Source organism: Bradyrhizobium sp. WBAH42, from assembly GCF_024585265.1.
GTDB lineage: Bacteria > Pseudomonadota > Alphaproteobacteria > Rhizobiales > Xanthobacteraceae > Bradyrhizobium.
The window spans coordinates 8,256,741-8,279,825 of record NZ_CP036533.1; the positions used below are offsets into that span (position 1 = coordinate 8,256,741).

Genomic DNA, 23,085 nt, shown 5'->3' on the forward strand with positions numbered 1-23,085 from the left:
CTATAAGGACGTTCCCCTTGACCAAGGGTAGGAGGTCCTACGAGTCGTCCGTTAAGAAACTGATTTCAGCGGTAAGGGGTCGCTGGCGGCTGCGATGAGGGTGGCCAGGAAGAGGCACCAAAGAGCTCTCAGCCAAGCGAGCATACGGCGGAAGTTGTGACCGACGGCAGAGAGGATGACGTTGGCCGCATCACCGGCGCGTCCTTTGAGGTAGCAGCGGCCGAGGTGACCATCGGCCTTCAGGTGTCCGATGATGGGTTCGATGGCAGAGCGGCGGCGCAGCTCGCGCTTGATGACGCCGAAGACCCCCGCGCTTCTGGCCGGAGATGAAGACACGGCGCGGGTTCTGCGCGTCATGGCCACGGTATCCCTTGTCGACATAGGCCCGCTCGATCGCACAGCCGGTGAGTGTCTCGGTGCGGTCGATGATGTCCCGCAAGGTGTGACCGTCGTACGGGTTATCGGGTAGCGCCCTGGCGTGCAGCACGAACAGCCCGTCGGGAGCACGGCTGTTGTTGGTGACGATGGAAGCTTTGACACCGAACTCGTAAGGCGCGGCTGCTTTGCCCTTGCCGATGCACTCGACCTCCGGAGCATGGAAGGAATACAGCTTGCAGCCGCGCTGGCGTTGCTGCTGCGAGCGGATCTGGGAGGCCCGGCCGAGCGGGAGGGCGAAGGCGTTCTCGAGCACGGCCTGACCTTGATCTTGCGGCGGATATCGCGGATGATCCGGCTCAAGCGGCTGCGCAGGATGCGCAACTGCCGCTGATGCCGTTTGAATTGCTTGGCATGAGCGTAGCGCCCCGCCATCATGGCCGCGGTCTTGGCAATGCGAAGATAGGACTGCCGCAGCCTGATCCCGTGCGTCCTCGCCAGACGGTTGAGCCCTTTGATCGCCGCGTGCAGCAGCTTGGCATCGGTCGGGAAGGTGATGGCCTTTGGCTGCACCGTGGTATCGACGGTGACCCGCTTGAGGTCTTGGCCGCGTAACGCGCCGGCCTCGTGCTCCACCCGCAGGCTCTCGGCCAGCAGCAGCTCCAGCTTGTCGCCGAGCCGCTTGCGCCAGTGGCTCAGGTCCGAACGCTCGTGCGGAAAGGCGTGCTGGAAGAACTCTTCGCCGGAAATACGGGTCGTGGACCCAGCGCTCGCACACCCCCTCATCGGACAGGCCGTAAATGTGCTTGAGCAGCAGCCCGATCATGAAGCGGGTCGTGATGCCGGGCCGGCCGTTCCCGCTGTAGAGTGGTGCGATCTCAACGTCGATCCAGTCCCAGTCCACCTTGCCGGCAAGCTGAACCAGCTCGTGCTTCATGTTGATGATCTGGTCCAGCCTCGCCCGTAACAGATCGCCCGATCCCGTCGTCCTGTGCCTCTTCGGTCGCATCGCCACCTCCGATGCGACCACGGAATGGCGATTCGACGGAATCCCGAAAATGAATTTGCAAGGTTCCGATGCCCGAAGCATCAAAACCCTGCAATCCCAAAACGTCCACAACGACGAATGCGATTCCGCCTCAGTCGTTTAGTAGATCTGCGCCGCATTGAAATATCCCCTCTTGCGAGGCTCTACTCGCGCAGCGCTGTTTGCGGTCTCAACCCGGCTCACCGGCTCGGTGTCTTCTTTCCCGCCTGACTTGCCGCCGAGAGCCGGCTTCCACAGGGGCGGAACGTGAAGCGGTCGCGATCTGTCGTCGAGAGCCACTGGCGTCGGCGGTGGCGGAGGAACTTCAGCGTCATAGCTGATCTCCGGCGGAATGTAGGTCGCGCACCCACCGAGCGCAGACGAACAAAGCAGAAGAGCGGACAGAAGTGCACGCTTCGAGCTCACGAACTCGGTCCAAGCTGAATTGACCCTACTCTGCGCGGCTGGATGCTTCGATCGAACGTCAAACGGCGTCTTGGTCACTGACTCAACTCCTTTGACCAGTTGATGGCGCGGACGTAGACGCCAAGGGGATTCTTGCGCAGGCGTTCGGCATCGCGCGGTGTCTCAATCACGATCGTGAGAATTGCGGTCCAGCGCTCAGTCGAGCTCAACGAGCCGTTGTCGTAGGTGCGTTGAGCCCACGCGACCCGAAAACTTTCCGACGATGCGCGTATGACGCTCGATACGTCGACGGAGATTTGCGCCTTGCCCAGTCTGGCAAAAGGATCATTGTTGCGCGCGTAGTCGTTGAGCGCAGCGGCGCCGCGATCAGTCGTGAAATCATAGGCCCGGAGCCAATTTTGGCGCAGAACAATGCCGTCCGCTGGCAGACCTCTGACATCCTCGATGAAGCGCGCCAGATGGTAGGCGATCTGAGCGTCTGTAGGCTGATAGTCAATATTGGCGGGCGCGACCCTTTGGACCTGACCGCGATGATCGACTTCGACCACCCAGGGCGTGATCGAGCCTTGGCTCGACTGCCGGACAAGGCCGCCAGCAAGACCGGACGACAGCAACAAGCAGCCGAACGCCATCAGGCGCCAGTTCTTGGCTTGCACGCGCGCTGATCCAATGCGTTCGTCCCAGACCTGCGCGGCCTTTTGATAAGGCGTGATCGGCTCGGGCATGCGCCCATAGTGAACTGATGGTCGTTTGAACATCGATGGTTGCCCCTGAGATCAAGTGATCGGCTTTGAGTCGTGCGGTATCCGGTTGAGGCGCTAGCGCGTGGCGAAAAGCGCAGTACTGTGTCAGCGCTCTCCTTCGGACAAATCGACGGATGAGCCGCTGCCTCCGTGATCGCCTGAGCGGACCGCATGGCCGGCTGCCGATGCACCGTGCCGAATAGTTTCGGCACGCTTCATGCGCCGCGCCCAATCTGGCTGCCCTTCGGCCGAACTGCTCGCCGGCGCACCAGCCTCCCCACCTCCGCCGAGTGCGGCGGCTGCACGACGCAACGGGCTCATGGCGGCCGAGGCGCCAGCCTCCGCAACGCCAGCCATGCCTCCGCTTCGATAGGCGGCCGTAGAGCCTGTGAGCCAATTCGTTTTGTTTCGGCTTCGGCATCAAGGGGTGGTATCGCCCCTTGATGGGGGAAGCCGGCGGCGTCAGGCTGTTGGTTATCTATGCTTTTGCGAGACGATGCCCTTGCAGGATGTTGTTGGTGAGAGCGTACCAGAGCACGACGGCACGGACCTTCTCGATGCCGCGCACGGTCAGTTGCCTGAGGTCCCAGTTGCGCCAGCGGGCATGGATGCATTCGCAGATGGTACGGGCCTGGTACTGTGCCTTGCCGGCTTCGCTGGCCATGCGAGCACGCCAGGCCGCTATGCCAGGACCGTCGCTGCTCCGGGGTAAGAAGGGATCGACACCGCTCCTGGATTGGGGCGGTGGACAGTAAACCTCGATGCCCTCGCCATGCGCCCATTCGATGTCGTCGCCAGTGCAGAACCCGCCATCGGCGAGGTAGCGGCGTGGCAAGCGCTTCAGCCGAGCGCGCGTTCGCTCCAGCATCGGGCGCATCAAGCCACGATCTGAGCCGCTGTTGTCGACATCGATCGCGACCACGATCAGTTCGCCAGCCGCGCTAGCCACCTGCACATTATAGGCCGGACGGAAGCCGGCATCGGCCATCTTCATCACCCTGGCCTGCGGGTCGGTGGTGGAGGCCCGAGGCTCCTTCGGCTTCTTGCCATTGCCGCCCTTGTCGTCGAGCTGTTTTCGCTTGCGCTTGATCTCGGCCAGCGCGGCCTGCGCGGCTTGCACCCGCTCGCTGCGTTCGCGCGCCGCCCGCTCTTTGGCGGCCCGGATCCGCCGATTGCTGGCTTCCGGGTCCGCATCGACCTCGCGCTTGAGCTCTTCCACAATGGCCTCGGCCTGCGCCATCTGCCGATCCAGCGTCGCCTCCCGCCGGAAAGATCCGGTCCCGGCATTCGCTCGTATTCGCACCCCGTCCTGGGTCAGCTTCTCCAGATCGACCAGCCCTGCCTCGTTCAGGGCCACCAGATGTTCAACCAGCAAACGGTCGAGCAAGTCGGCACAGCCGACCCGGAAGTCCGACAGCCCGTGATGGTTCAACGACACGCCACCGCAGAGCCAGCGGTAGACGTCGTGGCTGTCGCAGAGCCGGTCCAGCGCCCGCGCGCTGCCAACGGCATCGCTCGCGGCGTACAGCCAAAGCGCCAGCAACAACCGTGGCGATGGCGCCGGATGGCCCGGCCTGTTTTCCCGTGCCTTGACGCGATCTTCCAGCTCGCTCAGGTCCAGCCCTTCGACATAAGCCCAGATCACCCGCGCTGGATGATCCTGCCCGATCAGGCTGTCGATATCGACCGCTCGCAATTCGACCTGATTGCGCACAGGCTCGCGCAGCCGAGGTGCGCCTTGCGGCACCGCTTCGGTTCGTGCCGACTGCTCCGGCAATTCACCAAAAAGTCCGTCGTGCTGCCGCACATTAGCGTACACATGGCCCGGCAAACCACCGAGCCAGGCTTCGACGGCATTCACCGTCTCGATCATGCAGGTGAAATCGCGGCCTTGAATGACCTTCTCGACCAGGCGGAGCTTTTCATCGGCAGCATTGGGATCTCGGTCCCAGACGGTAATGGTCGCCGTGACAAAGGCTTGTCCGATCTGATCGGACCCCAATTCCTGCAACGCCGCGTCGGCATCAAGCACCTTGTTGTGGGCGTCGGTATCGAGCAACGTCGACGGCTCGTTCGTCATGACTTCCTTGAGGATCGCGCCAATGGACTTTCTCTTTGCGAACCACTGACGACGAATCTTGGTCAGCAACTTGGTGGCATCCGTCTTGTCGAGCATGATCGCGCGGGTTGACCATCGATAAGAGAATGGCAGGCGATTCAGATCGTCCAGGATCCCCGGGGTCGTGGCGCCCGGAAAGCCGACAATCGTCAGGACCCGAAGATTCGCTGAGCCCAGCATTGGCTCCAGCCCGCCGGTCAATGGCTGGTCGGCCAACAGCGCATCGATGTACATCGGAATCTCGGGTACTCGAACGCGATGACGCTTGGTCGAGATCGTCGAGTGCAGATAGGTCAGCGTGTCCTGATCATCGAGCCAGGCGCATTCCGGCATGAATCCTTCGACGAGTTGAAGCACGCGGTTGGTTTGGTCGATAAATCCGCGGAGAACCTCGCGCGCGTCTGCTCCAACGCTGCGATCTCGGCCCTCATAGAGAAGTCGTTCTGCCTTGGCAGACCCCTCCTCCGATGGCAGAAAGAGGAAGGTCAGGAAATAGCTGGACTCATAATGGGTGCCCGCCTCTTCAAACTGAGCTCTGCGCTCCGCGTCGACCAGCGCGGACGCGACATCCGGAAATGTACTCGGAGGATAGGCCCCAGCGAAATGACGCTGCGCCTCAACGAATACGGCCCACCCGGATCCGAGGCGACGGACCGCGTTGTTCAGACGGCCGGCGACGGCGACAAGTTCAGCGGGCACTGCGCTATCCAGGTCAGGTCCCCGGAACTTTGCCGTCCGCTGGAACGAGCCGTCCTTGTTCAGGATGATTCCTTCGTCGACAAGGGCTGCCCAAGGCAGGAAGTCGGCGAGGCGTGCACTGGAATGGCGATATTCGGCAAGGTTCATCATGACTGAGAGCTCAAGCGTTGAGATGACCGGGGATGCGCAGATGTCGGCGCACCACATCGACAAAAGCGGGGTCGCGCTTGGCGGCCCAGACCGCGGGATAACGTACAGAGTCTTTCGCACTTTCAGGATTGACGGCTTCTTCTAGAATGAAGGAGCTTTGAATGAACGATGGGAATGCCATGGGTCAGGTGATCCAAATTGATGAGGCCCGGATTCGAGATCACCTGGGCGAGATGGTCCGCGGGACAGTGGAAGAGACACTGAACGCGATGCTGGAGGCCGAAGCGGACCAGCTGTGCGGTGCTGGGCGGTATGAGCGCAGCCCGGCGCGGCAGGACACGCGGGCAGGCAGCTACGAGCGAACGCTGCAGACCAAGGCGGGCGACGTCAATCTGAAGGTTCCGAAGCTACGGCGGCAAACCTTCGAGACGGCGATTATCGAGCGCTACCGGAGGCGGGAGAGCTCGGTTGAGGAGGCGCTGATCGAGATGTATCTGGCCGGGATTTCGGTTCGGCGGGTCGAAGACATCACGGAGGCGCTGTGGGGCACCCAGGTCAGCCCGAGCACAGTGTCGAACCTGAACAAGAAAGATCTATACCAAGATCGAGGCGTGGCGGAATCGCAGGATCGAAGGCGAGCATCCGTATCTCTACCTCGACGGCATCGTGATGAAGCGCAGCTGGGCTGGTGAGGTTCGCAACGTGTCGCTGCTGGTGGCCTCGGCGGTCAATGCTGAGGGGTTCCGGGAGATCCTCGGCATCTGTGAAGGCGCCAAGGAGGACAAATCCGGCTGGTCCTCGTTTCTGCGGCATCTCGTCGATCGCGGTCTCAAGGGCGTGCAGCTGGTGATTTCCGACGCGTGCCGAGGTCTTGTCGAAAGCGTTGCGGATTATCTGCCGGAGGCACGCTATCAACGCTGCATGGTGCATTTTTATCGCAATGTCTTCAGCCACGTGCCGTCGACCCGGGTCCGCGAGGTGAGCCACATGCTCAAGGCCATTCATGCCCAGGAGAGCCGCGCCGCGGCCGACGAGAAAGCCAGGACCGTCATCGCGGATCTGCGGGCCAGCCGTATGGCCAAAGCTGCTGATCTCGTCGAGCAGGCGGTTCACGAGACGCTCGCCTACTATGCCTTTCCGGACATCCATTGGCGGAAGATTCGAACGAACAATCCGCTCGAGCGCATCATGAAGGAGATCCGGCGACGAACCCGTGTCGTCGGCGCCTTCCCCGACGGTCAATCCTGTCTCAACTTAGCGGCGGCCCGGCTGCGGCACATTGCCGGAACGGCGTGGTGCGTATCATACGCGCGATCCTTGCCGGCGAGCGCGATCCCGAGGCGTTGGCGTGCTTGCGCCACTACAGTTGCCACTCCAGTGCCGAGACGATTGCGAAGGCGCTCACCGGGAGCTACCGCGCCGAGCATCTGTTTGCGCTCGAGCAGGCACTTGCGCTTTACGACACCTACCACGAGAAGGCATCTGCCTGCGACGCCCGGATCGAAGCCGTGTTGAAGGAACTGAGTAACCATCGCGGTCGTGGCCATGGACCAGCACCGCGGGCATCGCTGCGTCGGAATCGAACCGATTCAGTCGAACGCTCTAGCTTTCGACGTCCGCGAGGCGCTGTTCGCGTTGCTGGGAAAAGACATCACCACCATCGACGGCCTCGGTCCTTACCTCTCGCTGAAGCTGATCGCTGAATGCGGTGACGACCTCTCCTCGTGGCCAAGTGCAAAGCATTTTACCTCCTGGCTGGGACTGGCGCCGAGCAACAAGGTCTCCGGCGGCAAAAGGCTCTCGTCCCGAACACGCCGATCCGGCGGCCGGGCGGCGGCGCTTCTGCGCCTTGCTGCCGTCACCGTCGGACGCACCGATACTGCGCTCGGCGCCTTTTACAGGCGACTTTCATCGCGCGTCGGCAAGGCCAAAGCAGTGACCGCCACGGCCCGCAAGATCGCAGTTCTGTTCTACAATGCTGTGCGATACGGAATGGACTATGTCGATCCCGGGGCCTCGTCATACGAGACGCGCTACCGGACGCGAGTGGTCAACAATTTGCATCGGCGTGCCAAGGCATTCGGCTTCGTTCTCCAGCCGTTCGAGCCGAACGTCGGCGATGCCGTTTCTTAGGAATCGTTCTCCAGGGTCAGCTCCCCGATCTTGGCGTGCAGCGCTTTCACGTCCACCGCGGGCTCGCTCATCCGGTTGCCTCCGCCAGGACCGAACACATTGGCCGCCGCTTCCTGAAGCTGGGCCTTCCACTGCGTGATCTGGTTCGGGTGCACGTCGAAATGCTCAGCCAGCTGGGCCAGCGTCATCTCGCCCTTAATCGCGGCTAACGCCACCTTCGCCTTGAATGCCGGTGCGTGGTGCCGACGGGTTCGTCTGCTCATCGTCTCTCCTGATTCGCGGGTCAATCTTGCCCGCCATCAGGCAGAAACTCCACTTATCGCCCTGTCCAGATTTCCGGAGCCAGCTCTGATGGAGCAACGGACGATCGGCGGAGCTGGTCGGGGTTGCGCAGCCGATCGTCCGTTGCGGTGAGGTGGGCGGCGTAGGCCGCGGGGGTCAGGTATTTCAGCGACGAGTGGGGACGCTGGAGATTGTAGTCGGCGACCCAGTTGGCGATCTTGGCGCGGGCGTCATCGAGATCGAAGAACAGGGTCTCGTTGAGTAGCTCATCGCGCATCCGGCCATTGAAACTCTCGACGAAGCCGTTCTGCATCGGCTTTCCCGGCGCAATGAAGTGCCAATCGATGGCTGCGTCCTTGCACCAAGCGAGCATGGCGTTGCAGGTGAATTCGGTGCCATGGTCGGACACGATCATTCCTGGCTTGCCGCGTCGCTGGACGATTGCCGTCAGTTCGCGGGCTACGCGCCGCCCCGAGATCGACGTCTCCGGAATGGCGCCCAGGCATTCCTTGGTGACGTCGTCGACGATGTTGAGGATGCGGAAGCGTCGGCCATTGGCGAACTGGTCGTGGACGAAGTCCAGCGACCAGCGCGCGTTCGGCCTCGCCTCGACCAGGATCGGGGCACGGGTCCCCACGGCCTTGCGGCGAGCCCGCCGTTTGCGGACGGTGAGCCCTTCCTCGCGGTAAAGCCGGTAGATCCGGTTGATCCCCGATGGCTCGCCCTCCCGCCGCAGCAAGACGAACAACCGGCGATAGCCGAAACGCCGCCGCTCGTTGGCGAGATCGCGCAATCGGCCACGCAGAACTGCGTCCGGCGGGCGGCTGGAGCGATAGCGGATTATCTTCCGATCCGCCCCCACAATCGAGCAGGCCCGCCGTTCCGACAGGCTCATGACGGCCTGCAGATGCGCGATCGCAGCGCGCTTGGCGGCGGGCCCTACCATTTTTTTGAAAGGAGCTCGCGAAGCGCGGCCGCATCGAGCATCTGCTCGGCCAGAAGCTTCTTCAGCTTCGCGTTCTCCTCTTCCAAGGCCCTCAGCCGCTTCGCTTCGGAAACGTCCATGCCGCCGAATTTGGCCTTCCAATTGTAGATCGTCGCCTCGGAAACACCGTGCTTGCGAGCCAGGTCGGCTGTCTTCGCCCCAGCCTCATGCTCCTTCAATACCGCGATAATCTGCTCTTCCGTGAACCTTGCTCGCTTCATCTGTCCGTGTGGGGGCGAGCGGTGGCAATCCATTCCATTCAATCGGAGACGAGTTCGCGCGGTGCGCGAATGCTGCGTAGCGCGCTCGGCTCCGCGATTGCCGGCTACCTCGAAGACGAAGCGATCATTGAGGTGATGCTCAATCCGGATGGGCGGCTGTGGATCGACCGGTTGTCGAACGGCCTGATCGACACAGGCGAAACTCTGTCGGCCGCGGATGGCGAACGCATCGTTCGCCTGGTTGCGCATCATGTCGGCGCCGAGGTGCACGCCGGCGCGCCACGGGTTTCGGCCGAACTGCCCGGGACAGGCGAACGCTTCGAAGGTCTGTTGCCTCCGGTCGTTGCAGCACCGGCCTTTGCTATCCGCAAGCCCGCCGTCGCCGTGTTTACGCTCGACGACTACGTCGCCAGGCGCATCATGACTTCGGAGCAGGCCAAGACCCTGCAGAACGCGGTCGCCTCTCGGAAGAACATCCTTGTCGCTGGCGGGACATCGACGGGCAAGACCACGTTGACGAACGCACTTCTGGCCGAGGTGGCGAAGACCTCCGATCGGGTCGTGCTGATCGAAGACACCCGCGAGCTACAGTGCAGGGCGCCCAATCTTGTTGCGCTGCGGACCAAGGACGGTGTGGCGACGCTGTCGGATCTCGTCCGCTCGTCCCTCCGACTGCGTCCTGACCGCATCCCGATCGGCGAAGTCCGCGGCGCTGAAGCACTCGACCTTCTCAAGGCCTGGGGCACCGGCCATCCCGGTGGCATTGGTACCATCCATGCTGGCACTGCGCTCGGCGCGCTGCGGCGGCTCGAGCAACTCATCCAAGAAGCCGTCATCACGGTTCCGCGTGCTCTGATCGCCGAAACCATCAACCTCGTCGCCGTGCTTGCAGGCCGCGGCGCTGACCGCCGCCTCGCTGAACTCGCCGCCGTCTCAGGGCTGGATGCCACCGGTGACTACAGCCTTTCAACAGCAGGAGACTGACATGCGTCAGCAATTTCGCTTTCTTCGAGGTACATCGTTGGCCGCCTACGGCACCATGTTTTTGGCAATTCAGCCCGCATGGGCGGCTGGCTCGAACATGCCGTGGGAGCAGCCGCTCAATCAGATTTTGCAGTCAGTGGAAGGGCCGGTCGCCGTCTGTCGACCGGCAAGAGCGTCAACTCGGCCCTGGACAATCCCACCAACTTCTTCACCGCCCAGTCGCTCGACAACCGCGCCAGCGACATCAACAACCTGCTCGACGGCATCGCCAACGGCGTGCAGGTGCTGCAGGCTGCCAACACCGGCATCACCTCGCTGCAGAAGCTGATCGACTCCGCGAAGTCGATCGCCAACCAGGCGCTGCAGACCACGGTGGGTTATTCCACCAAGTCGAACGTCTCCACCACCATCTCCGGTGCGACAGCGGCCGACCTGCGTGGCACGACCTCCTATGCGAGCGCCACGGCGAGCAGCAACGTCGTGTATAGCGGCGCGGCCGGCGGCACCACCGCGGCGACCGGCACCACGACGCTCGGTGCCACCATCGGCTCGTTCACGGGTACGGCGGGAACGGCCGGCGACGGCACCACGGCCTTGACCGGCGCCATCACCCTGATCGCCACCAACGGCACGACTGCAACGGGCCTCGCCAGCAACGCCCAGCCCGCCGACGGCGACACGCTGACCGTCAACGGCAAGACCATCACCTTCCGCAGCGGCTCTGCTCCGGCCTCGACCGCCGTTCCGACCGGCTCGGGCGTCAGCGGCAACCTCGTCACCGACGGCAATGGCAACACCACGGTCTATCTCGGCACCGCCGGCACGCCGGCTGCGACCGTCAGCGATCTCTTGACCGCGGTCGATCTGGCCAGCGGCGTCAAGACGGTGTCCATCAGCTCGGGTGCTGCGACGATCGCGACCAGCGTCAACCAGACCGCTTCGAGCGTTGGTGCGGGCGCCGTCACGCTGAAGAGCTCGACGGGTGCGGACCTGAGCGTCACCGGCAAGGCCGACCTGCTCAAGGCGCTCGGCCTGACCACCTCGGTGGGCGGCGGCAACGCCACCGTGAGCGTCAACCGGACCACGAGCTCAACCTCGCTCGGTGCGACGATCACCGACGGCTCGACGCTGAACGTCAACGGCCACGTCATCTCCTTCAAGAACGCGCCGATCCCGGGCTCGACCGGTGCTCCGAGCGTTCCGACCGGTTATGGTGCCAGCGGTAACGTCCTCACCGACGGCAACGGCAACTCGACGGTCTATCTGCAGGGCGGCACGACCTTCTCGACCAGGCGGAGCTTTTCGTCGGCCGCATTGGGATCCAGGTCCCAGACAGTGATGGTCGCTGTGACAAAGGCTTGTCCGATCTGGTCGGACCCCAGTTCCTGCAACGCCGCGTCGGCATCAAGCGCCTTGTTGTGGGCGTCGGTATCAAGCAGCGTCGACGCCTCATTAGTCATGACCTCCTTGAGGATGGCCCCGATGGATTTTCTCTTCGCGAACCACTGCCGCCGAATCTTGGTCAGCAGCTTGGTGGCGTCGGTCTTGTCGAGCATGATCGCGCGCGTCGACCAGCGATACGAGAATGCCAGACGATTCAGGTCGTCCAGGATTCCCGGGGTCGTGGCGCCCGGAAAGCCGACAATCGTCAGAACCCGGAGGTTGGCTGGGCCCAACATCGGCTCGAGGCCTCCGGTCAGCGGCTGGTCGGCCAACAGCGCATCGATGTACATCGGAATTTCGGGTACTCGAACGCGATGGCGCTTGGTCGAGATCGTCGAGTGCAGATAGGTCAGCGTGTCCTGATCATCGAGCCAGGCGCATTCCGGCATGAACCCTTCGACGAGTTGAAGCACGCGGTTGGTTTGGTCGATAAATCCGCGGAGAACCTCACGCGCGTCTGCTCCAACCGTGCGATCCCGGCCCTCATAGAGAAGTCGTTCTGCCTTGGCAGCCCCCACCTCCGGCGGCAAATAGAGGAAGGTCAGGAAATAGCTGGACTCATAGTGGGTGCTCGCCTCTTCAAACTGAGCTCTGCGCTCCGCGTCGACCAGCGCGGATGCGACATCCGGAAAGGTGCTCGGAGGATAGGCTCCTGCAAAGTGCCGCTGCGCCTCAACGAACACGGCCCAGCCGGATCCGAGGCGACGCAAGGCGTTATTCAAGCGACCGACGACGGCGACAAGTTCAGCCGGCACTGCGCTGTCGAGGTCAGGCCCCCGGAACTTCGCCGTCCGCTGGAACGAGCCGTCCTTGTTCAGGATGATTCCCTCGTCGACCAGGGCTGCCCAGGGCAGGAAGTCGGCGAGCCGCGCGTTGGAATGGCGATATTCGGCAAGGTTCAGATTCGGATTGCTGGGGAGCGAGGTCGGATACCTCGCAACGACCCTTGCTGCGATCGACATTACGCTCGCAGCGTTGTTCTGGAGTTGGGGAACGGACGAGGACATCATCGCGCGCCTCGTCAAGAAAACGCTCTTCGTAGGGGTCTTTGCCTACCTCATCCGCAACTGGAACAGCCTGGCGCGCATCGTCTTCGAAAGCTTTGCCGGTCTTGGCGTGAAAGCATCAGGCGCAAGCCTCTCCGCATCGGATTTCCTGAGACCTGGAAAGATTGCTCAAGTCGGGCTTGATGCCGGCCGGCCGTTGCTCGACTCGATCTCCAACCTGATGGGCTACATCAGTTTCTTCGAGAATTTCATCCAGATCGTCGTTCTGCTGTTCGCGTGGGTCGTGGTGCTGCTCGCCTTCTTCATTCTGGCGATCCAGCTCTTCGTCACCCTGATCGAGTTCAAGCTTACGACGCTTGCCGGCTTCGTGCTCATTCCATTTGGCTTGTTTGGCAAGACCGCCTTCGCGGCAGAGCGGGTTCTGGGCAACGTCATGTCTTCAGGGATCAAGGTTTTGGTTCTGGCCGTTATCGTCGGCATCGGCTCGACTCTGTTCTCGCAGTTCACCGCTGGCTTCGGCGGCGCTCAGCCGACCATCGAAGACGCGATGACGCTCGTCCTTGCTGCACTCTCCTTGCTGGGCCTTGGTATATTTGGTCCCGGAATCGCAAATGGCCTGGTGTCGGGCGGACCGCAACTCGGCGCCGGTGCCGCGATCGGAACAGGCCTTGCTGCTGGCGGCATCGTTGCGGCGGGGGCAGGCCTCGCCGCCGGGGGCGCCGGTCTCGCTGGTGGTGCGATTGCAGGTGCCGCGCGCGGTGGGGGGGCCGTCTTGAGCGGTGCGTCTGCCGCCTATCGAAGCGGAGGCATGGCTGGCGTTGCGGAGGCTGGCGCCTCGGCCGCCATGAGCCCGTTGCGTCGTGCAGCCGCCGCACTCGGCGGAGGTGGGGAGGCTGGTGCGCCGGCGAGCAGTTGATTCGGATTGCTGGGGAGCGAGGTCGGATACCTCGCAACGACCCTTGCTGCGATCGACATTACGCTCGCAGCGTTGTTCTGGAGTTGGGGAACGGACGAGGACATCATCGCGCGCCTCGTCAAGAAGACGCTCTTCGTGGGGGGCTTCGCCTACCTCATCGGTAACTGGAATAGCCTGGCGCGCATCGTCTTCGAGAGCTTCGCCGGTCTTGGGCTAAAAGCATCGGGCGCAAGCCTGACCGCATCCGATTTCCTGAGACCTGGAAAGATTGCTCAAGTCGGGGTTGATGCCGGCCGGCCGTTGCTCGACTCGATCTCCAACCTGATGGGCTACATCAGTTTCTTCGAGAATTTCATCCAGATCGTCGTTCTGCTGTTCGCGTGGGTCGTGGTGCTGCTTGCTTTCTTCATCTTGGCGATCCAGCTCTTCGTCACCCTGATCGAGTTCAAGCTCACGACGCTGGCCGGCTTCGTGCTCATTCCCTTTGGCTTGTTTGGCAAGACCGCCTTTGCGGCAGAGCGGGTTCTGGGCAATGTCATATCCTCCGGAATCAAGGTCTTGGTCTTGGCCGTCATCGTCGGCATTGGATCGACCCTGTTCTCGCAGTTCACCGCTGGCTTTGGTGGCAATCAGCCGACCATAGAAGACGCGATGACGCTGGTCCTTGCTGCGCTCTCCTTGCTGGGCCTCGGTATCTTTGGTCCCGGAATCGCAAACGGTTTGGTCTCTGGCGGACCCCAACTCGGCGCGGGTGCCGTGGTTGGAACAGGCCTTGCTGCCGGTGGCATTGTTGCGGCGGGCGCGGGACTTGCCGCTGGCGGTGCCGGTCTCGCTGGCGGTGCGATTGCAGGCGCCGCGCGCGGTGGCGGCGCTGTCATAAGCGGAGCATCGGCCGCCTATCGAAGCGGAGGCATGGCTGGCGTTGCGGAGGCTGGCGCCTCGGCCGCCATGAGCCCGTTGCGTCGTGCAGCCGCCGCACTCGGCGGAGGTGGGGAGGCTGGTGCGCCGGCGAGCAGTTATGAGACCGGCTATATCGATCTTCGCCCCGAGAATCCCGGCAAGTCCGATCCCGAGATCCGTCGCCTTATGGTCGGTCGCCTTCAGCATCTGGAAACGATGGGCCTTGCCACCTCCGCTGCACCGGGCGAATGGATGGTCGGGCTTGAGACCGAGCGTAGCTTGCGCGATCTCGGCATGCGCGGCGACATCATCAAAACCATGCACCGCGCCTTTACCGAGCGGGGGGAAGCGCGCAGCGTTGCCGACTTCGTCATCGAGGGCGGCCAGCCGACATCCCAGCTTGTCGGACGGCTGGTCGACCGGGGACTGCATGACGAACTGACTGGCGAGGCCTATGCCCTGATCGACGGAACAGATGGACGGGCGCACCATGTGCGCTTTCGAGGCCTTGAGGCCCTCGAACATGCACCGCCGGTCGGCGGCATCGTCGAGGTTCGACGCTTGGGTTCACCCGGCGATCCGCGCCCCACCGTGGTGCTCGCCACCCGTTCCGATCTCGATCTCGGTGGGCAGGTCACTGCAAAAGGGGCCACCTGGCTCGACCACAGGCTCGTCGAACGCGACCCCATGCCGCTCGCCATGGGTGGATTCGGCCGCGAGACCCGCGACGCCATGGAAGCCCGTACCGAGCATCTGATCCAGCAGGGTCTGGCGCGGCGGCAGGGCCAGCGCATTATCCTGCAGCGCGACCTCCTGAACACGTTGCGCCGGCGCGAACTGGACGAGGCGGCCGCAAAAGTCTCAGCCGACACCGGCTTGCCTCATGTGAACGCCGCCCCTGCGGAGCATGTGGCGGGCACGTATCGCCAGCGGCTGACGCTCGCCTCGGGACGCTTCGCCATGATCGACAACGGGCTCGGCTTCCAGCTCGTGCCCTGGTCGCGCGACCTCGAAAAGAGACTCGGCCAGCTTGTGACCGGCGTCGTGAAGGATGGCGGCGGCATCGAATGGGGCTTTGGCCGCAGGCGCGACCTCGGCCTCTATGCGCAGATAGGACTGCCGCAGCTTGACCCCGTGCTTCCTCGCCAGACGGTTGAGTCCCTTGATCGCCGCGTGCAAGAGCTTGGCATCGGTCGGGAAGGTGATCGCCTTCGGCTGCACGGTGGTATCGACTGTGACCCGCTTGATGTCCTGGCTGCGTAACGCGCCGGCCTCGTGTGCCACCCGCAAGCTCTCGGCCAGCAACAGCTCCAGCTTGTCGCCGAGCCGCTTGCGCCAGTGGCTCAGGTCCGAGCGCTCGCGCGGGAATGCGTGCTGGAAGAACTCTTCGCCGGTGAAGTACTGGAAATATGGGTCGTGGACCCAGCGCTCGCACACCCCCTCATCGGACAGCCCGTAAATGTGCTTGAGCAGCAACAGCCCGATCATGAAGCGGCTCGCGATCCCGGGCCGACCATTCTCGCTATAGAGCGGCGCGATCTCGCCGTCGATCCAGTCCCAATCGACCTTGCCGGCGAGCTGAACCAGCTCGTGCTTCATATTGATGATTTGGTCCAGCCTGGCCCGGAACAGATCGCCCGATCCCGTCGTCCTGTGCTTCTTCGGTCGCATCGCCACCTCCGATGCGATGACGGAATCATGGTTGGCGATTCGACGGAATCCTGAAAATGAAATTGCAAGGTTCCGACGCCCGAAGCATCAAACCCCTGCAAACGCAAAACAGTCCACAACGACAAATGCGATTCTAGCTCAATCGTGTCAATCGGCTTGCAAATTTGACCCCGCATTGCCTCACCCAGAATGTTACTGGACAACTTCTCGCCGATGATTGGGTCGGTGCCATCGAATTGGTTCGGTGGCGTCTATGGCGGGAAAGATCAGTAGCCAGGAGCGAGTTTCGTTGTGGTCAAGACCGAGCTCGTTCTTGGCGGTTTCGAAGCTGTCCTCGATGGCCCAGCGATGGCCTTCCACCGACACCAGCTTCTGGATGGACGTGCCTTTGGGGCACCATGTGGAGAAGAAGGCCAAGCTGCCGTCAGCGATATTGCGGCGGACCAGAAGACCCCGCGTCCATTCCCCGGCAAGGTCATCGTTGTATTCCCTGGCTTCGAGATCGGCCAATTCGAGATAGGCCCAGTCGTGCCAGCGCGGACCTTTGGTTCCTCCGCCGGATGACAGGCGGCGCCAGGCCTTCTTGGGAAGGTTTTGCGCGATCGTGGCGGCGGTGCCGGCGACAGGCTGCGGCTTGCCCCAGGATCGGAACACATGATTGGAAGCAACACCGAGAACATAGCCCTTGCCCGCCTTGCGCAGTTGGGTTTCGATCTCGCCCGTCGCCACGAACGAGAATGGCACCTTGGCGGCGATCGCGCGAGCGATCATGTGACGCGCGATCTTGGGCTTCGTGGCAAAGCCCGCATCGCTCGGGACATGCGCGGCCTTCAGGCGAGCGGTCGTCCGTCCAGTCCTTTGGCAGGTAGAGTGCCCGGTCGATGAAGGCATGGCCATGCCGCGACACGTAGGCGGCGAACACTCCGATCTGGCAATTGGTGATCTTGCCCGCCGAGCCGGTGTACTGGCGTGCGACGCCGCATGAGGCCTTGCCCTGTTTCAAAAAGCCGGTCTCATCGATGACCAGAACCGCGTCCTCATCGCCGAGCGTTTCCAGCGCGTATTCACGCACAATATCGCGCAGCGCGTCGGCCCTGCTGGCCGGCGGTGAGCTCATTGTGCGCACCGTTGCCGGTATAGCTCCAGGCGCCATTGGCATCGACCGCGAAGTCGCCGTAGGTGCCGTGGACGTTGCTCTGCGCCACGACATGGGCTTCGCCCGTATCCGGGTCGGTGATGCTGAGCTGACCGCTGGTGTTGAGCGCCGCCGCCGTATCGCCCTCGGTGACCGCCTTCGAGTCCGAGCTGACGGTCGCGGCGTCGTTGGTCCCGGTGATGGTCACCATCACGGTACCGCTCGCGGTGCCGTCCTGGCTTGTTACCGTGAATTGGTCCTGGACCTGCTGGCCGGCGGTGAGCTCATCGTGGGCACCGTTGCCGGTGTAGCTCCAGCCCCCGTTGGCATCGATCGTGAAGTCCCCATAGGTCCCGTGGACGTTGGTCTGGGCGACGACATGGGCTTCGCCGGTGTCGGGATCCACAATCGTCAGCTGCCCGGAGGTGTTCAGCGCGGACGCAATGTCGCCCTCCGTCACCGCCTTGGAGTCGGAGCTCACGGTCGCAGCGTCGTTGGTCCCGGTGATGGTCACCGTCACGGTGCCGCTCGCGGTGCCGTCCTGGCTGGTGACCGTGAACTGGTCCTGCACCTGCTGGCCGGCGGTGAGCTCGTTATGGGCGCCATTGCCGGTGTAGCTCCAGGCGCCGTTGGCATCGATCGTGAAGTCGCCGTAGGTCCCGGGAACATTGCTCTGCGCTACGACATGGGCCTGACGGAGGACGAGAACACGAAGCTGAAGCGGCTCCTGGCTGACGCCATGCTGGACAATGCGGCGTTGAAGGACCTTTTGGGAAAGAAGTGGTGACGCCCGCGGCCAAGCGGAAGGCTGTCGCGCATCTCGTGGATGCCCACGGGATGAGCGAACGGCGGGCGTGTAAAGCCATCGGCTGCTGCCGCATGACCATGAGATATCGGACGACCCGAGCGGATGATGCCGGCGTTCGCCAGCGCATGAAGGCGATCGCCCAGGAGCGCCGCCGCTTCGGCTATCGGCGCCTGCATGTTCTGCTCAAGCGGGAGGGCTTTGCGATCAACCACAAGAAGCTATTCCGGCTGTACCGGGAAGAGAAGTTGGTGGTGCGCCGCCGTGGCGGCCGCAAGCGGGCGATCGGGACCCGGGCGCCGATGACGGTGCCGATGGCACCGAACGACCGCTGGTCACTGGACTTCGTCTCCGATCAGCTCACGGATGGCCGCCGCTTCCGCATCTTGACCGTGGTCGATGACTGTACCCGCGAGTGCTTGGCGCTGGTGGCCGATACCTCGCTCTCCGGGGCCCGGGTGGCGCGGGAGTTGGATCGGCTGGTCATGGAGCGCGGCAAGCCAAAGATGGTGGTCAGCGACAACGGCACCGAACTTACCAGCAACGCCATCCTGACCTGGGCCGATCGGAGCCGCGTCGCCTGGCATTATATCGCTCCGGGCAAGCCCATGCAGGAGGTACATCGTTGGCCGCCTACGGCACCATGTTTTTGGCAATTCAGCCCGCATGGGCGGCTGGCTCGAACATGCCGTGGGAGCAGCCGCTCAATCAGATTTTGCAGTCAGTGGAAGGGCCGGTCGCCAAGATCATCGCCGTCATCATCATCGTTGTGACCGGACTCACGCTCGCTTTCGGGGACTCGTCAGGTGGTTTCCGCAGGCTGATCCAGATCGTGTTCGGTCTGTCGATCGCGTTTGCCGCCTCGAGCTTCTTCCTGTCGTTCTTCTCGTTCGGCGGCGGTGTGGTGATCTGATGGATGATCAGGTGGCAAACTTTTTCGTGCCCGTTCATCGCGCACTCACTGAGCCGATCCTGATGGGGGGCGCGCCGCGGTCGGTCGCGATCGTCAACGGCACGCTGGCGGCAGCCCTTGGACTCGGACTGCGGCTCTGGATCGCGGGTCTCGTCCTCTGGTTGATCGGCCACATGGCCGCCGTCTGGGCGGCCAAGCGCGATCCCGCGTTCGTCGATGTGGTGCGCCGACATCTGCGCATTCCCGGCCATCTCAACCTCTGAGTTATCGGTCATGTTGAACCTTGCCGAATATCGCCATTCCAACGCGCGGCTCGCCGACTTCCTGCCCTGGGCAGCCCTGGTCGACGAGGGAATCATCCTGAACAAGGACGGCTCGTTCCAGCGGACGGCGAAGTTCCGGGGGGTTTTGGCTGACGATTACGCCGCCCCTACCCAACGACGCGCAGGCGGCCGCGCAGGCAAAGGGTCGGGAGCGGTTTGAAGGATTTGTTGAGGCACTCGGGCGCCGCTTGCAAAAGGGGCAAAGCTTTCTGCGCGAGATTCCGGAAGATATCCGTCGCCAGGAATCGGCCGACGAATCCTGACGAGCGTCCTGGATGCGCTCGTATGAGAATTCGGTGGTCCTCATACCCGCGGATGATAATGCTGACTGGTGAGCAGTAACTCGCATTACGATTGAGCAGGCCTCAGAGATCAGTTCTTTGTCTTTCTTTTTCTACGCTAATCTACGACCACTGAAAGCGATTGTTGCACCAAGTCCGTTGGTGCCTTTCTTAATCATCCCCATCTGAGGGCTGTCTGTGGACGCTCTCACTCGGTGGGGGCGAGCGGTGGCAATCCATTCCATTCAATCGGAGACGAGTTCGCGCGGTGCGCGAATGCTGCGTAGCGCGCTCGGCTCCGCGATTGCCGGCTACCTCGAAGACGAAGCGATCATTGAGGTGTCGGCGCGGTAGCTCCCGGTGAGCGCCTTCGCAATCGTCTCGGCACTGGAGTGGCAACTGTAGTGGCGCAAGCACGCCAACGCCTCGGGATCGCGCTCGCCGGCAAGGATCGCGCGTATGATACGCATGGCGGAGTTCGGTGACCACCTCACGTGGAATGTCATTTATCCTGAGGCACCGGACAGCTTCCATGAAGCTCCCAAGACTGATCCTAAGTGGGCCATTGGTCCAGGGATGCTTGATCTTAATCAGCCGATGCTCGATCCCGTTCTCCCGGCAGCGCATGTCGAACATATGCGTGGCGTATCTTGCTGTCGGGCCGTCCGCATAGCGCGGTGGGAAGGTGAACTGGATCCGATTGTCGGTGAGAACCGTGTGGATCTTGTAGGGGACGGCCGCAATAAGGGCTTCGAGGAAGGCCGCGGCCGAGGTCCTTCCGGTCTTCCTGGCCAGTTGCACGAACGCGAACTTGCTGGTGCGATCGAAAATAGACAGTGACGATAAGTTCGAAACTCATCGCCAGGAAATGGCCGAAACAGTATGGAAAGAATTAAAAGCAACTGACTCTGCAACGTGCCGTAGTTGCCATTCTTTTGATGCCATGGATATTGCCTCGCAAAGTGAATCTGCGCAGAAAATGCATAACAAAGCACAAAAGGGCGGCGAAACCTGTATCGATTGTCATAAAGGCATTGCCCATTTTCCGCCAGAAATAAAAATGGATGACAACGCGGCGCATGAGCTGGAAAGTCAGGCCGCTACTTCAGTGACTAATGGCGCACATATTTATCCTTTCAAAACTTCTCGCATAGGCGAGCTGGCTACCGTGAATCCTGGTACCGATCTCACCGTCGTTGATGCCAGTGGCAAACAGCCGATCGTTCTGTTGCAGGGTTATCAAATGCAGGGCAGTGAAAACACGCTCTACCTGGCGGCAGGTCAACGGCTGGCGCTAGCCCGGCAGCACCCTGCGGTGCAGCGCGCGCACCGACAGCACCAGCGCGGGGAAGCGCGTGCCCTGGCCCAGGTGGAAGAGGGCGCCCAGCCGCTCCGTGACGGCCGCCGCGTCGGGAGACACCTCGTCGTAGGGCAGCACCTCGTCCGCGGGCAGCCGCAGCACGCGCGGCGCCAGCAGGCTGCCCTGGCCGCCCAGGAAGAAGGACAGGTCGGCCGCGAGCGCGTCGGCGGCTTCCTCGTCCACCGCCACGCAGACGAGCGGCGCTTTCAGCGCGCCATGCAGGCGGGCGAGCACATGCCCGCGCGCGGCCCCCTTGAGCCCCTGCGTCCGGACGCGCTGTCCCGCCCGAAGTCCGTCAACCACCTGGGCGAAGGGGTCACCCGCCGCGCCGCCGTCCTGCGTCTGTTTGAAGGGAGTGTCCATGAGTGGACCCTGAGGGCCGCAGGGTAATTAGAAGTCTCACCCCGGCTCGTTGCCCCACAGTCCGTCGAGAAACTGTCCCGCCGCGGCCGCGACCCGCTCCTGCGTAAACAGCGGACGGATGCGTTGCTTGGCATCGCGCAACGACGAAGCCCACGGCGTCAGCGTATCTTCAACCGACGCGCCACCAATCATCAGATCCCGAATCATGGTCCCAGCCCATGGATTCAGAACCTTCAAGACAATGCAACTGTAATGCTAGGTGTTTAGTCCCAGACTTTGATGGTGCATCCTTGTCGCACGATTCGAAGGAAGCGCTATGGGACAGATTTTACACGGCTGCGCCACCACGACGGAGGCAGTCCGTCGAGCAATACAAAACAGTCAAGAGAGCCTGAGAGGTCTCGCCAAGCGCTACGGGATCAACCAGAAGGCTGTCGCGAAGTGGAAGCAGCGCGAGACTGTCACCGATCGTTCGACTGGCCCCAAGGAAGCCAAGTCGACTGTCCGTCTTTTATTTTCACAACCCCCCAGGCATTGGACAACGCGGCTAAGTCCGTGTCGGGGATTCACGATTTGTGGCGCAAAGGACGCTAAGGCATCGATCCCGGTGGTCAACGCTATTTGAGCCCCCCGCTTCCGACCCGGTGTCGAATAGGGATGAGGCCGCTCCTCCGCCAGCACATGAGGCAGTATCACCAGATCAGCTTTCCGGCCATAGAGCATCGTCACCGGGTTAGGCATGGTTTAGGCAGCGCTTAGCTGAGAACGCCGAGGCGTGTCGGCTCGCCGAGGCCCAAAACAGCACAACCTTGCACTGATCTAGCTGAAGACCAAACCGGCACAGCAGACATTGCCATACGCGACAACAGCCGTCATCAACCGAAAGGAGCAAAGAACAAACAGATGCATCCAATGATACCAGCGGAGTATATCTCCAACATAATATATGAAGAGCAGGTGCGCGGCGTGCAGCCCCACGGCCCCTACCGGCTCGTGGGCTGGTCCTTCGGCGGCCTCGTGGTCTACGAGATGGCGCGACAGTTCCAGGCCCTGGGCGAACAGGTGGAGTTCCTGGCGCTGCTCGACAGCATCGCGCCCTCGGGCGAACCGGATCCGGAGCCGCCGCCGCTCATCCGACTGGCCGCGTTCGGCAAGATGGTCGGGCTCCCCGTCCATGAAGTCCCCGCCTCTGAACTCGAGCAACTGGAAAGCCTCCATGGCGAAGCGTTGCTCTCGCGGATGATCCATCTGCTGCGCAACCTGCCCGCCGCGGGCGGACTGGAGCCGGGACAGATTGAGCGCCTCTTCGCCGTCCACGAACGGCTCGGTGAAGCCAACCGCGGCTACATCCCCGCCGGCCCCTACGCAGGTCCCGTCGAGCTCTTCCGCGCCGCGGAGCGCGGCAAGCCAAAGATGGTGGTCAGCGACAACGGCACCGAACTTACCAGCAACGCCATCCTGACCTGGGCCGATCGGAGCCGCGTCGCCTGGCATTATATCGCTCCGGGCAAGCCCATGCAGCATGGCTTCATCGAAAGCTTCAACGGTCGGCTCCGGGATGAATTGCTGAACGAGACGCTGTTCACGTCGCTGGCTCAGACCTGCGTCGCGCTCGGATGCTGGCGCGCCGATTATAACTACACACGACCGCACTCACAGCTCGGATGGAAGACACCCTCCGAGTTCGCCTTCACCTGCCACCCGCGCCGGGATCTGGCGCTGCGCTATGCCGATGGCTCCGCGCCAGCTCCCGTCGCTACCACCGCCCAACTGGGCAAATCCAATGGCTTGAGCGAACTCAGAACTGGATAAAATCTGGGGGCA

General features: G+C 62.6%; 10 protein-coding genes and 23 pseudogenes. 18 read left to right on the forward strand and 15 right to left on the reverse strand.

What is annotated here, in order from left to right; translation table 11 throughout:
* Nucleotides 1-51 precede the first annotated feature (51 nt).
* The 7 genes and pseudogenes from DCG74_RS38585 to DCG74_RS38610 form a co-directional block, all read right to left on the reverse strand.
* A pseudogene (locus DCG74_RS38585) lies at nucleotides 52-1,384 on the reverse strand (IS5 family transposase).
* 141 nt (nucleotides 1,385-1,525) lie between these two features.
* Nucleotides 1,526-1,906: pseudogene (locus tag DCG74_RS38590) on the reverse strand (P-type conjugative transfer protein TrbG); the annotation flags it as partial.
* On the reverse strand, nucleotides 1,903-2,586 hold the full coding sequence (gene trbF, locus DCG74_RS38595) for a conjugal transfer protein TrbF (protein WP_172789766.1): 684 nt from the start codon (nucleotides 2,584-2,586) through the stop codon (nucleotides 1,903-1,905). The gene trbF and the pseudogene DCG74_RS38590, both read right to left, overlap by 4 nt.
* A gap of 90 nt (nucleotides 2,587-2,676) precedes the next feature.
* Nucleotides 2,677-2,964: pseudogene (locus tag DCG74_RS38920) on the reverse strand (P-type conjugative transfer protein TrbL); the annotation flags it as partial.
* Between the two features lie 85 nt (nucleotides 2,965-3,049).
* Entirely contained in the window at nucleotides 3,050-4,378 is a 1,329-nt protein-coding gene (locus DCG74_RS38600) for an IS1182 family transposase (RefSeq protein WP_175421798.1), read from the reverse strand.
* 6 nt (nucleotides 4,379-4,384) lie between these two features.
* Nucleotides 4,385-5,539, reverse strand: a pseudogene (locus DCG74_RS38925) (conjugal transfer protein TrbE); the annotation flags it as partial.
* 10 nt (nucleotides 5,540-5,549) lie between these two features.
* Nucleotides 5,550-5,633 (reverse strand): annotated as a pseudogene (locus DCG74_RS38610) (conjugal transfer protein); the annotation flags it as partial.
* Between the two features lie 85 nt (nucleotides 5,634-5,718).
* Here DCG74_RS38610 and DCG74_RS39210 point away from each other — a divergent pair.
* Together DCG74_RS39210 and DCG74_RS38625 are read left to right on the forward strand one after the other, a co-directional pair.
* A pseudogene (locus tag DCG74_RS39210) lies at nucleotides 5,719-6,835 on the forward strand (IS256 family transposase); the annotation flags it as partial.
* A gap of 249 nt (nucleotides 6,836-7,084) precedes the next feature.
* Nucleotides 7,085-7,672 (forward strand): transposase, encoded by a 588-nt coding sequence (locus DCG74_RS38625; protein ID WP_306558037.1) that lies wholly within the window; start codon nucleotides 7,085-7,087, stop codon nucleotides 7,670-7,672.
* Nucleotides 7,673-7,674: 2 nt separating this feature from the next.
* Here the strand turns inward: DCG74_RS38625 and DCG74_RS38630 are convergent.
* Together DCG74_RS38630 and DCG74_RS38635 are read right to left on the reverse strand one after the other, a co-directional pair.
* Nucleotides 7,675-7,935: pseudogene (locus tag DCG74_RS38630) on the reverse strand (transposase); the annotation flags it as partial.
* A 53-nt stretch (nucleotides 7,936-7,988) separates the two neighbouring features.
* Nucleotides 7,989-9,160 (reverse strand): IS3 family transposase gene (locus DCG74_RS38635; protein ID WP_373569509.1). Its coding sequence is split into 2 segments (ribosomal slippage): nucleotides 7,989-8,908 and nucleotides 8,908-9,160, totalling 1,173 coding nucleotides; the frame shifts between segments, so codons are not numbered across the junction.
* A 69-nt stretch (nucleotides 9,161-9,229) separates the two neighbouring features.
* Here DCG74_RS38635 and trbB point away from each other — a divergent pair.
* From trbB to DCG74_RS39215, 6 genes and pseudogenes are all read left to right on the forward strand, one after another.
* Complete coding sequence (gene trbB, locus DCG74_RS38640; RefSeq protein WP_172789771.1) at nucleotides 9,230-10,144, forward strand: P-type conjugative transfer ATPase TrbB; 915 nt, start codon at nucleotides 9,230-9,232, stop codon at nucleotides 10,142-10,144.
* 1 nt (nucleotide 10,145) lies between these two features.
* A pseudogene (locus DCG74_RS38645) lies at nucleotides 10,146-10,298 on the forward strand (TrbC/VirB2 family protein); the annotation flags it as partial.
* Nucleotides 10,298-11,560: pseudogene (locus DCG74_RS38650) on the forward strand (DUF1522 domain-containing protein); the annotation flags it as partial. The pseudogenes DCG74_RS38645 and DCG74_RS38650, both read left to right, overlap by 1 nt.
* Nucleotides 11,561-12,490: 930 nt before the next feature.
* Nucleotides 12,491-13,507, forward strand: a pseudogene (gene trbL / locus DCG74_RS38660) (P-type conjugative transfer protein TrbL); the annotation flags it as partial.
* A 3-nt stretch (nucleotides 13,508-13,510) separates the two neighbouring features.
* Nucleotides 13,511-14,959: pseudogene (gene trbL / locus DCG74_RS38935) on the forward strand (P-type conjugative transfer protein TrbL); the annotation flags it as partial.
* A gap of 102 nt (nucleotides 14,960-15,061) precedes the next feature.
* Nucleotides 15,062-15,445 (forward strand): annotated as a pseudogene (locus DCG74_RS39215) (DUF3363 domain-containing protein); the annotation flags it as partial.
* A gap of 42 nt (nucleotides 15,446-15,487) precedes the next feature.
* On the opposite strand, the pseudogene DCG74_RS38670 reads toward DCG74_RS39215, so the two are convergent.
* The 3 genes and pseudogenes from DCG74_RS38670 to DCG74_RS38680 form a co-directional block, all read right to left on the reverse strand.
* A pseudogene (locus tag DCG74_RS38670) lies at nucleotides 15,488-16,081 on the reverse strand (transposase); the annotation flags it as partial.
* A gap of 273 nt (nucleotides 16,082-16,354) precedes the next feature.
* Nucleotides 16,355-17,174 (reverse strand): annotated as a pseudogene (locus tag DCG74_RS38675) (IS701 family transposase); the annotation flags it as partial.
* Entirely contained in the window at nucleotides 17,146-17,967 is an 822-nt protein-coding gene (locus DCG74_RS38680) for a VCBS domain-containing protein (protein WP_306558290.1), read from the reverse strand. The pseudogene DCG74_RS38675 and the gene DCG74_RS38680, both read right to left, overlap by 29 nt.
* On the opposite strand from DCG74_RS38680, the pseudogene DCG74_RS38685 reads away from it, so the two are divergent.
* The 6 genes and pseudogenes from DCG74_RS38685 to DCG74_RS38710 form a co-directional block, all read left to right on the forward strand.
* Nucleotides 17,914-18,635: pseudogene (locus tag DCG74_RS38685) on the forward strand (IS3 family transposase); the annotation flags it as partial. The gene DCG74_RS38680 and the pseudogene DCG74_RS38685 overlap by 54 nt on opposite strands.
* Nucleotides 18,636-18,664: 29 nt before the next feature.
* The gene (locus tag DCG74_RS38690) at nucleotides 18,665-18,934 is read left to right on the forward strand and encodes a TrbC/VirB2 family protein (protein WP_172789778.1); all 270 of its coding nucleotides are present in this window, start codon (nucleotides 18,665-18,667) and stop codon (nucleotides 18,932-18,934) included.
* On the forward strand, nucleotides 18,934-19,197 hold the full coding sequence (locus DCG74_RS38695) for a VirB3 family type IV secretion system protein (protein WP_172789777.1): 264 nt from the start codon (nucleotides 18,934-18,936) through the stop codon (nucleotides 19,195-19,197). Before DCG74_RS38690 ends, DCG74_RS38695 begins: the two co-directional genes overlap by 1 nt.
* A 10-nt stretch (nucleotides 19,198-19,207) precedes the next feature.
* On the forward strand, nucleotides 19,208-19,417 hold the full coding sequence (locus tag DCG74_RS38700; RefSeq protein WP_175421737.1) for a hypothetical protein: 210 nt from the start codon (nucleotides 19,208-19,210) through the stop codon (nucleotides 19,415-19,417).
* Nucleotides 19,341-19,520, forward strand: a pseudogene (locus tag DCG74_RS38705) (CopG family transcriptional regulator); the annotation flags it as partial. The gene DCG74_RS38700 and the pseudogene DCG74_RS38705, both read left to right, overlap by 77 nt.
* Before the next feature lie 246 nt (nucleotides 19,521-19,766).
* Nucleotides 19,767-19,880, forward strand: a pseudogene (locus DCG74_RS38710) (P-type conjugative transfer ATPase TrbB); the annotation flags it as partial.
* A gap of 219 nt (nucleotides 19,881-20,099) precedes the next feature.
* On the opposite strand, the pseudogene DCG74_RS38715 reads toward DCG74_RS38710, so the two are convergent.
* Nucleotides 20,100-20,363 (reverse strand): annotated as a pseudogene (locus DCG74_RS38715) (IS481 family transposase); the annotation flags it as partial.
* A 43-nt stretch (nucleotides 20,364-20,406) separates the two neighbouring features.
* On the opposite strand from DCG74_RS38715, the pseudogene DCG74_RS39220 reads away from it, so the two are divergent.
* Nucleotides 20,407-20,532 (forward strand): annotated as a pseudogene (locus tag DCG74_RS39220) (NapC/NirT family cytochrome c); the annotation flags it as partial.
* 300 nt (nucleotides 20,533-20,832) lie between these two features.
* On the opposite strand, the gene DCG74_RS38720 reads toward DCG74_RS39220, so the two are convergent.
* Together DCG74_RS38720 and DCG74_RS38725 are read right to left on the reverse strand one after the other, a co-directional pair.
* The gene (locus tag DCG74_RS38720) at nucleotides 20,833-21,261 is read right to left on the reverse strand and encodes a hypothetical protein (protein ID WP_257187533.1); all 429 of its coding nucleotides are present in this window, start codon (nucleotides 21,259-21,261) and stop codon (nucleotides 20,833-20,835) included.
* 45 nt (nucleotides 21,262-21,306) lie between these two features.
* Nucleotides 21,307-21,468, reverse strand: a pseudogene (locus DCG74_RS38725) (IS701 family transposase); the annotation flags it as partial.
* A 109-nt stretch (nucleotides 21,469-21,577) separates the two neighbouring features.
* On the opposite strand from DCG74_RS38725, the pseudogene DCG74_RS38730 reads away from it, so the two are divergent.
* The 3 pseudogenes from DCG74_RS38730 to DCG74_RS38740 all read left to right on the forward strand — a co-directional run.
* A pseudogene (locus DCG74_RS38730) lies at nucleotides 21,578-21,766 on the forward strand (IS481 family transposase); the annotation flags it as partial.
* 407 nt (nucleotides 21,767-22,173) lie between these two features.
* Nucleotides 22,174-22,353 (forward strand): annotated as a pseudogene (locus DCG74_RS38735) (thioesterase domain-containing protein); the annotation flags it as partial.
* A gap of 300 nt (nucleotides 22,354-22,653) precedes the next feature.
* Nucleotides 22,654-23,073: pseudogene (locus DCG74_RS38740) on the forward strand (integrase core domain-containing protein); the annotation flags it as partial.
* Between the last annotated feature and the right edge of the window lie 12 nt (nucleotides 23,074-23,085).

What these genes read in the sequence shown, in the direction of transcription:
- trbF (WP_172789766.1), bottom strand. Translation starts at nt 2,586, where the DNA reads ATGTTCAAACGACCATCAGTTCACTATGGGCGCATGCCCGAGCCGATC.
- DCG74_RS38625 (WP_306558037.1), top strand. Translation starts at nt 7,085, where the DNA reads ATGGACCAGCACCGCGGGCATCGCTGCGTCGGAATCGAACCGATTCAG.
- DCG74_RS38695 (WP_172789777.1), top strand. Translation starts at nt 18,934, where the DNA reads ATGGATGATCAGGTGGCAAACTTTTTCGTGCCCGTTCATCGCGCACTC.
- trbB (WP_172789771.1), top strand. Translation starts at nt 9,230, where the DNA reads ATGCTGCGTAGCGCGCTCGGCTCCGCGATTGCCGGCTACCTCGAAGAC.
- DCG74_RS38720 (WP_257187533.1), bottom strand. Translation starts at nt 21,261, where the DNA reads ATGGACACTCCCTTCAAACAGACGCAGGACGGCGGCGCGGCGGGTGAC.
- DCG74_RS38690 (WP_172789778.1), top strand. Translation starts at nt 18,665, where the DNA reads ATGTTTTTGGCAATTCAGCCCGCATGGGCGGCTGGCTCGAACATGCCG.
- DCG74_RS38700 (WP_175421737.1), top strand. Translation starts at nt 19,208, where the DNA reads ATGTTGAACCTTGCCGAATATCGCCATTCCAACGCGCGGCTCGCCGAC.